The following is a 13,142-nucleotide window of genomic DNA, read 5'->3' as shown; positions in this document are numbered from 1 at the left end:
GCCGGGACCGGCGTCAGGGGGCAGCCGCCTCCGCGCTCCCCGCCCAGATCGCTCCGTGGTCCGCCAGGGCGGACAGCAGCCGCAGCCGCTCGTGGCTCTCCGAGCCGGGGGCCGCCGTATAGACGAGCAATGAGTGGGACGTCGAAGGGTCCACCAGGGTCTGGCAGGTCAGCTCGAGCGCCCCGACCTCCGGATGCCGGAACCGCTTGACGTCTCGAGGGCGCAGGCCGATCTCGTGCCGGTCCCACACTCGACGGAACTCCTCGCTCTCCTCGAGGAGTAACCGGGCGAGATCGGCGGCGCGGGAGCGCGGCCCACGCCGCGTCTTCACATCCCGCAGACCCGACGCGAACATTCGGGTGAGGAAGGGATGCTCGTCCGGGTCGTATCGCTCACGTGTCTCCGGATCCGTGAACCACCGATAGCCGATACTGCGGGCCGGTCCGGCGAACCCTGTCAGGTCCCCGGCGAGCGCGACGCTCGACGGCGTCTGCCGCAACGTCTCGCCGAGCTCGGTGACGATCTCGGCGGGCGTGTCCTGGAGCCGGTCGAAGATGCGCAGCATGCCCGGCGCGATGTGATCCGTCTGACCTCGCGCCGGCGGCGGATGACCGGCGAGACGGAACAGATGGTCGCGCTCGTCCGCCGACAGATGCAGGCCCTGCGCGATCGACGCGATCATCTGCGCAGACGGGCGGGGTCCTCGTTCCTGCTCGATCCTGGTGTAGTAGTCGGTCGAGAGGTGACAGAGCGCGGCGACCTCCTCGCGGCGGAGGCCGTCGATGCGCCGACGCGCTCCCCGGGGGAGGCCGACATCCTCGGGTTGCAGGGCGGTCCGTCGTCGACGGAGGAAGTCCGCCAAGCCCGTCCGATCGATGTCCATGCGTTCCTCCGGTCCTGTCGCGAACGGTGTACGTCGAGACAATCACGGACCACCGCGCGCATCCACGGATCAGTGGTCCCTGGATGCGCTCCGGCCGGCGGGTCACGGTGGGAACGAGCACCGATTCCGGTGCCGATCACCGAGGAGGTCCCCTTGCGCGCACAACTCCCTTCCCTTTCCGACCTCTCCGGACGCCGAGCGGTCATCACCGGCGGCAGCGATGGGGTGGGCCTTCGCATCGCGACCCGCCTCGCTGCGGCGCGAGCCGAGGTCGTGCTGCCCGTGCGCAACCGGTCCAAGGGGGAGGCGGCGCTCGAGCGCATCCGTCGCACCGCCCCGGCGGCCCGGATCACGCTGCGGGATCTGGACCTGTCCTCGCTCGACGCCGTCGCGGAGCTGGGCCGGGTCCTCCGAGCAGAAGGGCATCCGATACACCTCCTCGTGAACAATGCCGGCGTCATGACGCCCCCCGCGCGGCAGACGACCGCGGACGGGTTCGAGCTTCAGCTCGGCGCCAATCATCTCGGCCACGTCGCGCTGGTGGCCCACCTCCTTCCTCTCCTGCGGAGCGGACGAGGACGGGTGGTCTCGCAGGTCAGCGTCGCCGCGGCGCGGGGCTCCATCGCATGGGAGGATCTGCAGAGCGAGCACCGGTACGACCCGATGGCGGCGTACCGACAGTCGAAGATCGCCCTCGGGCTGTTCGGCCTGGAACTGGATCGGCGCAGTCGTGCCGGTGAGTGGGGGATCACGAGCGCGTTGTCGCATCCGGGGGTTGCCCCGACCAACCTGCTGGCGGCCCGTCCGGACCTGGGGCGGTCCGAGCAGACGGCGGGGCGACGGATCATCGGGGCCCTGTCGCGTCGAGGGATCCTGTTCGGGACGCCCGAGAGCGCGGCGGAGCCCGCGCTTCTCGCGGCGACCGATCCGGCGGCCCCGGGGAACCTGTTCGGGCCGCGCGGACTCGGGCGCCTCGGTGGCCGACCGGCGGGGCAGAGGCTCTACCGGCCTCTTCGTCGGGCCGAGGACGCGGAGAGGGTCTGGCGGGTGTCCGAGACGCTCACGGGTGTCGCTTTCCCCCGCGCATCCGGCGGGTCCGCGGCGGCGTAGCCTGGAGGGGTGACTGCGTACGTCTCGGCTTTCGACCTGTTCTCCATCGGTGTGGGACCCTCGAGCTCGCACACCGTCGGGCCGATGCGTGCGGGGTACGACTTCGCCCGGCGCCTGACCGCGAGCGGCCGGCTGGAGGACACGGCGCGGGTGACCTGCGCGCTCTACGGTTCCCTGGGGGCGACCGGCCTCGGACACGGCACCCCCGATGCGGTCGTCGCCGGCCTGCAGGGACTGGCCCCGGAGACCTGCGATCCGGACGACGTGCGACGTGCCTGGTCGGACTGGCCGGACGGCGCGGAGCTGCGCCTGGACGGCACGCACGGGATCCGCTTCGACCGCGACGACGTGACGTTCGAACCGCGCACGCGTCTGCCCGGACACCCCAACGCCATGACCCTCCGCGCGCTCGACGCGGATGGCGCGCCCCTCGCGGAGGAGACGTACTACTCGATCGGTGGCGGGTTCATCCGCCGGGACGGAGAGGACGCGGCGCTCGCGGACGCATCCGGCTCCACGCCGGAGACGCCCTTCTCCTACGGGGACGCCGCGACCCTGCTGGAGCTGTGCGACGAGCACGGGCTGACGATCGCCGAACTGGCGCGGCGCAACGAGACCGCCGTGCGCAGTGAGGAGGAGGTCGCCGCGGGCCTCGACGCGATCTGGGACGCCATGGCGAGCTGCGTCGAGGCAGGGCTGCACGCCGAGGGCACGCTGCCCGGGATCCTCAAGGTCAAGCGGCGCGCGTCGACGATCCGCGCACAGCTCGAGGCCACCGAGGCGGAGGGTCATCGCGAGGTGCCCGGCGAGTGGCTGGGGGCGTTCGCCTTGGCGGTGAACGAGGAGAACGCCGCGGGCGGCCGGGTCGTGACCGCCCCGACCAACGGCGCCGCGGGCATCCTCCCCGCGGTCGCCATGTACTGGTGGCGGTTCCTCGCGGACTCCGGGCTCGGCGCGGGCAACGCGGTCACCCCCTACGGCGAGCTCGTGGGCAGCGCCCTGCTCGGTTTCGGTCCGGAGCGCTCGCTCGTCGCCGTCGGTGCGATCGACGACCCCGATGAGCTCGCCGAGGCGAACCGCCGCCGGGGCATCCGGCGGTTCCTCCTCACCGCGACCGCACTGGGATCGCTGTTCAAGGCGAACGCGTCGATCTCCGGTGCCGAGGGCGGCTGCCAGGCCGAGGTCGGCTCGGCGTGCGCGATGGCGGCCGGCGGGCTGACCGCCGTGATGGGCGGCACGAACCGGCAGATCGAGAACGCCGCCGAGATCGCGATGGAGCACCATCTCGGCCTCACCTGCGACCCGATCGGCGGGCTCGTCCAGATCCCCTGCATCGAGCGCAACGCGATCGCCGCGTCCACCGCGGTCACTGCGGCCCGGCTCGCGCTGCGCGGCGACGGCACGCACTACGTCTCGCTGGACGCCGTCGTGGAGACCATGCGGCAGACGGGCCTCGACATGTCGACGAAGTACAAGGAGACGAGCGAGGGCGGCCTTGCCGTCAACGTCATCGAGTGCTGAGCGCGGCAGTCGTCACCGGTCCCTGAGCAGGCGCGCGGCGAACCCCCGCAGCTCCTGCGCATACTCCCGCGGTTCCACCACCACGGCCGGGGGAAGCACCGCCAGGGCGTGGGCGAGCCATGGCCAGCCCGCCAGGTGCAGCGCCACGCGGGTGCGCCCCTCCGGCAGCGCCTCGATCTCCAGCTCCTCCCAGGGCAGCGCGTCCCGCACCGCATCGCCGTCGGCGTCGACGTCGAGCACGACGCGCGTCCGATCCCGGCGCAGGCCCGCGGCGAGGTGAGCGTCGGCGGCGTCCTCCGGAAGCGGGCGCGCCGCGAACCCGAGCGTCGAGACCGCGGCGGCGGTCATCCGGTCGAGGCGGAACGTCCGCCAGTCCTCCCGGTCCCGATCCCACGCCAACAGGTACCACCGTAGATGCCGGTGCAGCAGGCGGTGCGGCTCCGCGCGCCTCTCCTCCCGGTCGCCGGGATAGGCGAACCGGACGATGAGGCGGCGACGGATCGCGTCGCCGAGGTCGGCGAGCAGGCGAGGATCGACGGCGGGGGACTCCGGCCACGACACATCCAGGCCCTCGCGGAGAGCAGCGGCGCGGGGCCGCAGGTGATCCGGCAGGAACTGGTCGAGCTTTCCCTGGACCCGCGCAGACGCATCCGTGAGCGATCCCGGGGAGTCGCCGGCCATGGCGCCGAGCACGGACAGGGCGACCTGGGTGGCCACGGCCTCGTCGTCCTCGAGCAGCAACGGTGGCAGGGACCGCCCCGAGACGAGCCGGTATCCACCGCCGGGGCCGGGGCGGGTCCGCACGGGATAGCCGTACCCGCGCAGGCGCTCCACGTCCCGCCGCAGCGTCCGCTCGCTCACGCCGACCTGCGCCGCGAGCTCGGCTCCGGCGTACTCCCGTCCCGTCTGCAGCGCCGACAGCAGTTCCAGCATGCGTCGGGTGACATCGGCCATGCTCCGAGGATAAAGGCAATCCCGGCCAGGATCCGGCCGGATCTGCGCGTACGGTGGGCGCCATGTCCACCCCCGTGATCCGCATCCGCGGCGCCCGCGCCCACAACCTCCGGTCCCTCGACATCGACATCCCGCGGGGCCGACTCGTCGTGTTCGCGGGCCTGTCCGGTGCGGGGAAGTCCTCGCTCGTCTTCGACACGATCGCCGCCGAGGCGGGGTATCAGCTCACCGAGACGTTCCCGCCGTTCGCCCGCAACCGCATGCCGAAGTGGACCCGCCCGGAGGTCGACGCCATCTCCGGCGTCTCGCCGGTCGTCGTGATCGACCAGCGGCGGCTGGGCGGCAACGCGCGCTCCACGGTCGGGACCATCACCGACACGTGGACGTATCTCCGCCTCCTGTTCTCGCGGCTGAGCGAGCCGCACGTCGGTGAGTCCACGGCCTTCTCGTTCAACGACCCGTCCGGGATGTGCCCGACCTGCGCAGGGCTCGGGGAGGTCGTCACCAGCGCCGTCGAGCGGTTCCTCGACCTCGACAGATCGCTCGAGGACGGTGCGATCCGCGTTCCCGGGTTCGGGCACGGCGGCTACTTCTACCGCCAGTACGCCGACATCGGCAGCTTCGCCGTCGACACCCCGGTGAAGGACTGGACCGCCGACGAGCGGGAGGCGCTGCTCTACGGCGGAGAGGCCGCGGCGCGCCTCGGACGCCGCCCGCCGAAGGACTACGAGGGGATCGTCCCGCGCTTCGAGCGCATCCACCTGCACACGTCCGACCACGTCTCGGAGCGCAAGGCCGCGGTCATCCGCGACTTCACGAGGTCCGAGACCTGCCCGGACTGCGGCGGAGACCGGCTGAACGAGGCGGCCCGCACGGCGACGGTGCACGGGCGGACGATCGTCGAGCTCGCCCGGATGGAGGTGGCCGAGCTCCTGCCGTTCGTGCGGGGGATCCGGGACGCCGACACCGCCCCGGTCCTGGCCGCGCTCGTGCAGCGGCTGGAGGCGCTCGACGGCATCGGGCTCGGGTACCTGAGCCTGGGGCGCGCGACGCCGACCCTCTCGGGCGGGGAGTCCCAGCGGATCAAGACGGTCCGGCATCTGGGATCGAGCCTCACGGAGATGCTGTACGTCTTCGACGAGCCGACCGTCGGCCTCCACCCGGAGGACGTCGACGCGATGATCGCGCTGCTGCGGGATCTGCGCGACAAGGGCAACAGCGTGCTGGTCGTCGAGCACGATCCGGCGGTGATGGCGGCCGCCGACCAGGTCGTGGAGATCGGGCCTGCCGCGGGAGAGGGCGGTGGGCGCCTCGTGTTCCAGGGATCGTTCGAGGACCTGCGGCGCGCAGACACCGCGACCGGGCGTACGCTGCGTGCTCCGCTCCCCGAACCCGGTCCGCCGCGGACGGGGGACGGTGTCGTGGAGATCCGGCACGCGACGCGCAACAACCTCCAGGACGTGTCGGTGAGGATCCCCCGCGGGGTGCTCACCGTCCTCACCGGCGTGGCGGGCTCCGGCAAGTCCAGTCTCGCGGCCGAGCTCGTCGCACAGCACGGGGCGATCGTGATCGACCAGCGACCGATCGCCGCGAACCGGCGATCGACGCCCGTCACCTACACGGGCATCGCGACCCAGATCCGCCGGGTCTTCGCCGATGCGCACGGAGTCTCGCAGGGGCTGTTCAGCGCGAACTCCGAAGGCGGCTGCCCCGCGTGCGGCGGCCTGGGCGTGCGCTACACGGACCTCGCCTTCATGGAGGGGAAGGAGACGCCGTGCGAGACGTGCGGCGGCCGCCGGTTCCGGCCGGAGGTGCTCGCGCTCACGGTGGACGGGCTCAGCATCGCCGACGTGGACGAGCTGACGATCGCCGAGGCCGTCACCCGCCTGCCGTCGAAGCGGATCCGGGACGCGCTGTCGCACCTCGCCGGCATCGGGCTCGGCTACCTCCGGCTCGGGCAGCCGCTGAGCACGCTGTCCGGTGGGGAGAGCCAGCGTGTGAAGATCGCCGCGGAGCTGCGCGACGCCGAGGAGCCCGCCGTGTACGTGCTCGACGAGCCCACCACCGGCCTGCACGCCTCGGACGTCGGGACCCTCGTCGAGCTGCTGTCGGCGCTGCGCGACCGGGGCCACACGGTGGTGGTGATCGAGCACAACCTCGCCGTCATCCGCCGGGCGGACTGGCTCATCGACCTCGGACCCGGCGCGGGGCGCCATGGCGGCCGAGTGCTGTACGAAGGCCCGGTGCCGGGGATCCGCGACACCCCGACCGCCCGCGCGCTCGCCGCGGAGGAGACCGCCCACCACGGGTGAGGCGCAGGAGCGGGCGCAGGGCGATGTGGGTGTGGGGGTGGGTGCGTGCGGTGGGCGTGGGCGCGGGCGGGAGGAGTCCCCCGCGTCGGCAGGGCTGCGCGGAATAGGGTGGGGGCATGGTCAGTGCTCGCCGCCGCGGACGGCCGCGCGGGGAATCCGGGTCGCGGGAGCGCATCCTGTCCGCCGCCGTGGAGGAGTTCGGCGAGCACGGATACGAGGCGGCCACGATCCGCGCGATCGCCGGACGTGCGGAGGTCGACTCCGCTCTCGTGCACCACTACTTCGGCACCAAGGCCGATCTGTTCGCGGAGGCGGTCGGGATGCCGGTCCGGCCCGACCACGACGTCCCGGGGATCCTCCGCGGTCCGCGAGACGGGGTCGGCGAGCGTCTCGTCCGGTATGTGCTGGAGGCCTTCGAGCGTCCGGAGGTGCGCAAGCGCGGGGTGATGCTGCTGCGGACGGCGATCGGCAGCAAGGCGATGACCCCGCTCGTGGCGGGCTTCCTCTCCCGCGAGCTGATCGGCCGGGTCGCGACGGAGCTCGACGTCCCCGACGCGGAGCTTCGCGCCGGGCTCGTCGCCTCCCAGATGGCGGGGATGCTGATGGGACGGTACGTGCTCCGCCTCGCGCCCCTGGCGGAGGCGTCGGTCGACGACCTCGTGGCGCGGGTCGGCCCGACGGTCCAGCGTTACCTCTTCGCATAGCCGCCGCGGATATCGCGCGCTCCCGCGGAGTTCGCGCGCTCCGGCGGATATCGCGCGCCCCGGCGGAGTTCGCACGCCCCGGCGGATCCTCCACCGTGAATCCTCCGCCGCTATGCGCTGTCTCCGTGTGCCGGCGTTGTCCTGGCGCCCCCGCGGCTTCCGCAGGCTCTCACGGAGATCTTGCGTTGCTGCGCATTCCCCCGCCCGAATCGTCCTCCGTTGCGGGAGTCGTCCGTCGGCGCGAGGTCTGCGCGGCACGGCCGGAGGGGCCGGGGAGTGGAGTCGACGGGGCGGGGAGAGAGCAGGGGAGCGGATCCGGAGGGAGCAGGGGCGCGGGTCCGGAGGGAGCAGGGGCGCGGAGCTGAGCGGGCAGGGGAGAGGGGGTCGAGGGATAGGGAGAGGGGGGCGAGGGGCAGGGGAGGAGCGGGGGATCTTGACGGGGGAGAACGCCGGGCGGATAATTCATCACATGATGAATAACGTCGCGGTGGACGTCGACGACCTGCGGGTCCGGCGGGGCAGGACCGAGGTCTTCGACGGCCTCTCGGTCCGCATCCCCCGCGGGGACGTCACGGGGTTGCTCGGGCCGTCGGGCTGCGGCAAGACGACCCTCATGCGATCCATCGTCGGCGTGCAGCGGATCCGCAGCGGCACGGTGACCGTGCTCGGGGAGCCCGCCGGGTCCGCGCGGCTGCGGCGTCGCGTGTCGTACGGCACGCAGGGCGCGGCCGTGTACACGGATCTCACCGTGCGGCAGAACCTGCAGTACATCGCGTCCCTCCTCGGGGTCGATCGCGCCGAGGTGGATCGCGTGATCGCGGACGTCGGGCTCGTCGACCAGGCGCGGCAGGTCGCCGGATCCCTCAGCGGCGGACAGCTCGGGCGCGTGTCCCTCGGCATGGCGTTGCTGGGCGGACCCGAGCTGATCGTGCTGGACGAGCCCACGGTGGGACTGGATCCCGTCCTGCGCGCCGAACTGTGGACGCTGTTCCGCCGGATCGCCGATTCCGGTACGACCGTGATCGTGTCGAGCCACGTCATGGACGAGGCGCTGCGCTGCGACCGCCTGCTCCTCATGCGTACCGGACGCATCGTCGCCGACACCACGCCCGACGCTCTGCTCGCCGACACCGGCGAGACGGACGCGGAGGCGGCGTTCCTTGCCCTCATCGCTCGGGACGAGGCCGCCCACGCGAATCTGCGACGGGAATACCGGCCCGATCGCGAGCGGGCGTCGCGGAAGGGGCCCGGCCCGGACCGTTCGCGACCATCCGGCGCGGGGCCGCACGACGCGGATCCGGGGCAGGCTCCGTCTCCGGGTGCGCCGAACGGAACGGAGGACGGACGATGAACGGCCGACGTCTGTTCGCGACCGCCGGGCGGGTGCTGCATCAGCTCCGCCACGATCCGCGGTCCATCGCCCTCATGCTCGTGGCTCCGAGCCTGCTCGTCGGGCTCTTCGCGTGGCTGTTCGCAGATCAGGAGGGGGTGTTCGACCGGTTCGGCGGCGCGATCCTCGCTCTGTTCCCCTTCATCCTGATGTTCCTGCTGACCTCGATCACGACTCTTCGCGAGCGCCGGTCCGGCACGCTCGAGAGGCTCATGACCACGCCGCTCGGCAAGGCGGACTTCATCCTCGGGTACGCGCTCGCATTCGGCCTGATGGCGGTCCTCCAGGCGGTCATCACCGTCGCGTTCGCCGTCGGGGTGTGCGGTCTGGAGGTGGACGGACCCCTGTGGCAGCTCGGTCTCGTGGCGGTCGTGGATGCGCTGCTCGGGACCTCACTCGGCCTGCTGGCGAGCGCCTTCGCGCAGACCGAGTTCCAGGCGGTGCAGTTCATGCCCGTGCTGGTGTTCCCGCAGATCATCCTGGGCGGGCTGTTCATGCCGCGCGATCAGATGCCGGATGTGCTGTCCGCGATCTCCGACTGGCTGCCGCTCAGCCACGCGATCGACGCCATCCAGGCCGTCGCCGCCGGAGACGAGGGGGCGGATCTGTGGCGACCCGTGCTGATCGTCGCCGCGTTCGCCCTCGGGTTCCTCGTGCTCGCACCGCTCACCCTGCGTCGTCGGACCCCGTAGCCGGCCGACATCGGCGGGGACGGCGAAGGGCCGGAGCGGCGTCGTCCCGACGATCGTCGGTGGATGCCCCTCCGGCCCTTCGGTCGGCGTGTGGAACGGTGCTACTCGGCCGTCTCCGGGGCGTCCTCCCGCACGGACGATGCCGATCCCGAGGCCGCCGTGGCCGGCGCCGCGGTCCGAGACGTGTCCTGCGCCTCGGCCACGCCGGCGCCGAATCCGCGACCGATCGCCTGGCCCTGGATGATCGCGGCGAGGTCGAGCCCGGTCGCGGCGCTGACGCTGTCGAACACCGAACGCATCGCCTTCGCACTGTCGCCGCCGACGACGCCCGAGGCGCCGTCCTCGCCCGATCCGCCGATGATCGAGACGTTCCCGATCGCGGCGTAGCCCTTGGCGAACTCCGCCATGATCGCGGGGAGCACCTCCAGCACACGCTGGGACAGGAAGGCCTCCTGGTTCGACGCGATGGCCTTGGCCTCCGCCTCCACCGCGGCGGCGCGCGCCTCACCCTCGGCGCGGATCGCGTCCGCCTCGGCGTTCGCCCGGAGGCGGCGCGCCTCCGCCTCGGCCTCGGCGAGGGCACGGAGCGCGCTCGCCTCACCGGCGGCCTTGGCCTCGGCGGCGGCGGCTTCACCGTCCGCGCGGGCCTTGTCCGCCTGGGCCTGCTGCTCGGCGATCCGGGTGCGGGCCTCGGCCTGCTTGACCTGCTCGATGGCCGCCGCCTCGGCGGCGCGCTCGCGCGTGTAGAGCTCCGCCTGCGCCCGCGTCTCCGCCTCGTAGCGCTGGGCATCGGCGACGCGCTTGACGTCCGCATCCAGCTGCGCCTGCTTGTTCTCCGCCTGCTGCTGGAGAACGGCCTGCTCCGCCTGCGCGCGGGCGAGCTGCTCGGCCTGCTCGGCCTCGGCACGCGCCCGGCCGATGCCGGCGTCGGCGTTGGCGGTGTTCGTGTCGAGCGCGGTCTGCTCGATCAGGTTGGCTTCCTGGTTGGCGATGTTCTTCTGGTTGATCGCACGGTCCGCGTTGGTCTGCGCGATCTCCGCGGCCTGGCGCTTGGCCTGGATCTCCGGGGCTCCGAGGGACTGGATGTACCCGACCTTGTCGGTGATGCCCTTGATCTGGAAGGAGTCGAGGATGAGTCCCTGTTCGGCCAGCTCCTGCGACACGTCCGCGGCGATCTGGTCGGAGAACTTCTTGCGCTCGCGCATGAGCTCGACGACCGACAGCGTGGCCACGATGCCGCGCAGCGCGCCCTCGAGCTGCTCCGTGGTGAACTGCTCGATCGCCTTGTCCTGCGAGGCGAAGCGCTCGGCGGCCCGACGCACGTACAGCGGGTCGGATCCGATCTTCACGATCGCCACGCCGTCGACGTTGAGCGTCACGCTGTCCAGGGACTGGGCCTCGGCGTTGAGCGACACCTGACGGGAACGCAGCGAGATGATCTCGTGACGCTGGGTGATCGGGTTGACCAGCGACTTGCCGTTGACGATCACGGTGACGGGCGATTCGCCCATCTGGGTCTGGCTGGACCCGTCCGCCGCGATGACGGCCCGCTGCACCTTCTGTCGCCTGCCCGAGATGACGAGCGCCTCGTCGGCGCGAGCGACCTTGATCCAGCTGCGCGCGAACAGCAGCACGATCAGCAGGACGATGACGATGCCGACGACGGCGATGCCGGCGATGACCAAGATCCCGATCAGAGACGCGGGGTCCATGGTGTTCCTCCCCTCCGGGGCTCTCCGGTCGGAGAGCCGATGGCGCCGGCGCCGGATGCGCGGGCGCGTCCCCTCACTCTGCCAGATGCCCGGGCTCCGGTCCGTGGACGGCGGAACGATCGGAGTGCAGACGGGACGGGGCCCGGGTCAGCGGTCGCCGCGGAGCTTGGCCGTCAGGTCGCGCAGCGTGCGCTGCTCCTCGGGGGTGAGCGCGGACATCTTCGACGCGATGGTGCGCGCATGCACGAGGGCGATGCGGTGGAACGCGCGGCTGCCCTCCTCCGTCGCACGGATGAGGGCGCCGCGCCCGTCCTGCGGGTCGATCTCCTTGGTGACCAGTCCGCGCCCGACCATCCGGTCCACGAGGCGGGAGACACTGGGCTGGCTGATGAGCATCCGCGCGGTCAACTCGCGCAGTCGGACCGTCCTGCCGGGACAGCGGGTGACCGTCAGGAGCACGTCGTACTCGGCGGCGCTGAGCCCCGCGCCCTCGAAGTCCGCGGACATCTCGAGGAAGAGCTCGTGCTGGGCACGGAAGAGGCTTTCCCATGCCTCGACGGCCAGCTTCCGATCGCTCATCCCCTCAGGGTATAGCGAAGCTCGGACGCCGCGCCCTCCGGGGCCTGCCCGCGCCCGCCGACGCGCACGGGGCCGCGGATCAGGGCGGCGTCGGCCCCGTCCGCGGGACATGAGTAAGGGCCGGTCGGAGAGGCTCCCGACCGGCCCTTGTCCCTTGCACCAAGAGTTCCTGCAATCACATGCGGTGGATGCCACAGCAAACATTCACCGTGCAGACACTGTATAACGGCGAGGTAACGAAAGCAACGGTTTGGTCACGAACTCAGCGGATCCATCTCGCATGCGTTGGAGCGTTCGCCGGGCCGGACTCCTGCACGCCTCACTCCGCTGCTGCGGCGGAACGTCGTTACCTGCCCGTGCGCCGTGCGATGACGTCGAGAATGAAGGCCTCCTTGCCGCGGTTGTAGTCCGCGCGCGTGCTACCGGTTTCTGCGAGGCGCCGTTTCAGTCGTTCGTATCGACGGGCGAGGGTCGCGTCCAAGCGCAATGCGTCGCGGAAAGCGAGATGGTCCAAAGCCCAGGTGGAGTCTCGCGTGCAGACGTGGACGTGCGCATCGCGCACACGTCCCGCGGGTGGGCGGAAGAAGCGGAACTCTTCGCCGCGAGCTCGCAGCACCATTCCCAGGCTCTCCAGCGGGAGCGCGTAAGCGGCTTCATCTGCGAGGTCCGGTACCTGGACCTGAAGGTCGATGACCGGTTTGGCTGCCAAGCCCGGCACCGAGGTCGAGCCGACGTGGTCGACTCTGGTCGGTAGCGGCGCGAGAGCGTCGCTCAAGAGCCTCTCCCACCGTCTGCCGACTTCAGCCCACTCCACTGAGGCGTCGTAAATCTCGACGGCGTCGCCGATCGGTTGGCCAAACCACTCAACGTTCGCGTTCTCCACAGTTCCAGTCTTGCCCCGATGGTCGACGTTGACGGCCTCGCCCCGCGGAGCGGCTGCGCGTTACTCCTCGTCGTCCGGCGTGGGGATCACGCCGATGCCGACGGCCTCGTGGTCAGGTTCGGGGTCGAGGGGCTTGTCGGCCTTGGGCTCCTCCCCGGGCTCCTTGGCGACGCTCGGCTCCTGCAGGTCCTCGTCCGAGGGCATCTCGTCCTGGTTGCGCTGGGCGTCCGCATCGGCGGAGTTGGTCGCGTCCGCGTCGGGCGAGTTGGCCGTATCGGAGTCGGTCGGCTCGGCGGAGCCGGTCGTGTCGGTGGTGTCGTCGGCTGGCGTGCTCATGGCGGACTCTCCTCGCATCGGTCTCTCCTCGACCCGACGGCATGCGTCGTCGGTCCGCCCAGGATG

General features: G+C 71.7%; 12 protein-coding genes. 6 read left to right on the top strand and 6 right to left on the bottom strand.

Annotation, left to right across the window (positions count from 1 at the left end; all coding sequences use genetic code 11):
* Nucleotides 1–13: 13 nt before the first annotated feature.
* Nucleotides 14–883, bottom strand: a complete 870-nt coding sequence (locus tag V6R91_RS32930; protein ID WP_336398845.1) for a helix-turn-helix transcriptional regulator — start codon at nt 881–883, stop codon at nt 14–16.
* A 153-nt stretch (nt 884–1,036) separates the two neighbouring features.
* Here V6R91_RS32930 and V6R91_RS32925 point away from each other — a divergent pair, with 153 nt between their 5' ends.
* Complete coding sequence (locus V6R91_RS32925; RefSeq protein ID WP_336398844.1) at nt 1,037–1,993, top strand: SDR family oxidoreductase; 957 nt, start codon at nt 1,037–1,039, stop codon at nt 1,991–1,993.
* Between the two features lie 9 nt (nt 1,994–2,002).
* On the top strand, nt 2,003–3,514 hold the full coding sequence (locus tag V6R91_RS32920) for an L-serine ammonia-lyase, iron-sulfur-dependent, subunit alpha (protein WP_336398843.1): 1,512 nt from the start codon (nt 2,003–2,005) through the stop codon (nt 3,512–3,514).
* Nucleotides 3,515–3,526: 12 nt separating this feature from the next.
* On the opposite strand, the gene V6R91_RS32915 is transcribed toward V6R91_RS32920, so the two are convergent.
* The gene (locus tag V6R91_RS32915; protein ID WP_336398842.1) at nt 3,527–4,468 is read right to left on the bottom strand and encodes a helix-turn-helix transcriptional regulator; all 942 of its coding nucleotides are present in this window, start codon (nt 4,466–4,468) and stop codon (nt 3,527–3,529) included.
* Nucleotides 4,469–4,530: 62 nt separating this feature from the next.
* On the opposite strand from V6R91_RS32915, the gene V6R91_RS32910 reads away from it, so the two are divergent.
* The 4 genes from V6R91_RS32910 (at nt 4,531) to V6R91_RS32895 (ending at nt 9,566) form a co-directional block, all read left to right on the top strand.
* A complete protein-coding gene (locus V6R91_RS32910) occupies nt 4,531–6,780 on the top strand; it encodes an excinuclease ABC subunit UvrA (protein WP_336398841.1) in 2,250 nt (749 codons plus the stop codon).
* A gap of 116 nt (nt 6,781–6,896) precedes the next feature.
* Complete coding sequence (locus tag V6R91_RS32905; RefSeq protein WP_336398840.1) at nt 6,897–7,484, top strand: TetR/AcrR family transcriptional regulator; 588 nt, start codon at nt 6,897–6,899, stop codon at nt 7,482–7,484.
* Between the two features lie 469 nt (nt 7,485–7,953).
* Nucleotides 7,954–8,835, top strand: a complete 882-nt coding sequence (locus V6R91_RS32900; RefSeq protein WP_336398839.1) for an ABC transporter ATP-binding protein — start codon at nt 7,954–7,956, stop codon at nt 8,833–8,835.
* Nucleotides 8,832–9,566 (top strand): ABC transporter permease, encoded by a 735-nt coding sequence (locus V6R91_RS32895; RefSeq protein ID WP_336398838.1) that lies wholly within the window; start codon nt 8,832–8,834, stop codon nt 9,564–9,566. The genes V6R91_RS32900 and V6R91_RS32895 overlap by 4 nt, the downstream gene beginning before the upstream one ends.
* Nucleotides 9,567–9,667: 101 nt before the next feature.
* Here the strand turns inward: V6R91_RS32895 and V6R91_RS32890 are convergent, their stop codons facing one another.
* The 4 genes from V6R91_RS32890 to V6R91_RS32875 all read right to left on the bottom strand — a co-directional run bounded on the left by V6R91_RS32890 (nt 9,668) and on the right by V6R91_RS32875 (nt 13,076).
* Entirely contained in the window at nt 9,668–11,278 is a 1,611-nt protein-coding gene (locus tag V6R91_RS32890; RefSeq protein WP_336398837.1) for an SPFH domain-containing protein, read from the bottom strand.
* Nucleotides 11,279–11,425: 147 nt separating this feature from the next.
* Nucleotides 11,426–11,857, bottom strand: coding sequence for a MarR family winged helix-turn-helix transcriptional regulator (locus V6R91_RS32885; RefSeq protein WP_336398836.1), 432 nt, complete (start codon nt 11,855–11,857; stop codon nt 11,426–11,428).
* A gap of 346 nt (nt 11,858–12,203) precedes the next feature.
* Nucleotides 12,204–12,740 carry a GrpB family protein gene (locus V6R91_RS32880; protein WP_271060437.1) on the bottom strand — a complete coding sequence of 179 codons (537 nt, stop codon included), beginning with the start codon at nt 12,738–12,740 and terminating at the stop codon, nt 12,204–12,206.
* A gap of 60 nt (nt 12,741–12,800) precedes the next feature.
* A complete protein-coding gene (locus V6R91_RS32875) occupies nt 12,801–13,076 on the bottom strand; it encodes a hypothetical protein (protein ID WP_336398835.1) in 276 nt (91 codons plus the stop codon).
* Between the last annotated feature and the right edge of the window lie 66 nt (nt 13,077–13,142).

This window comes from Microbacterium sp. CCNWLW41, assembly GCF_037083505.1.
The sequence above is the reverse complement of the archived record's forward strand: the minus strand, read 5'-3'. Positions and strand labels throughout refer to the sequence as shown.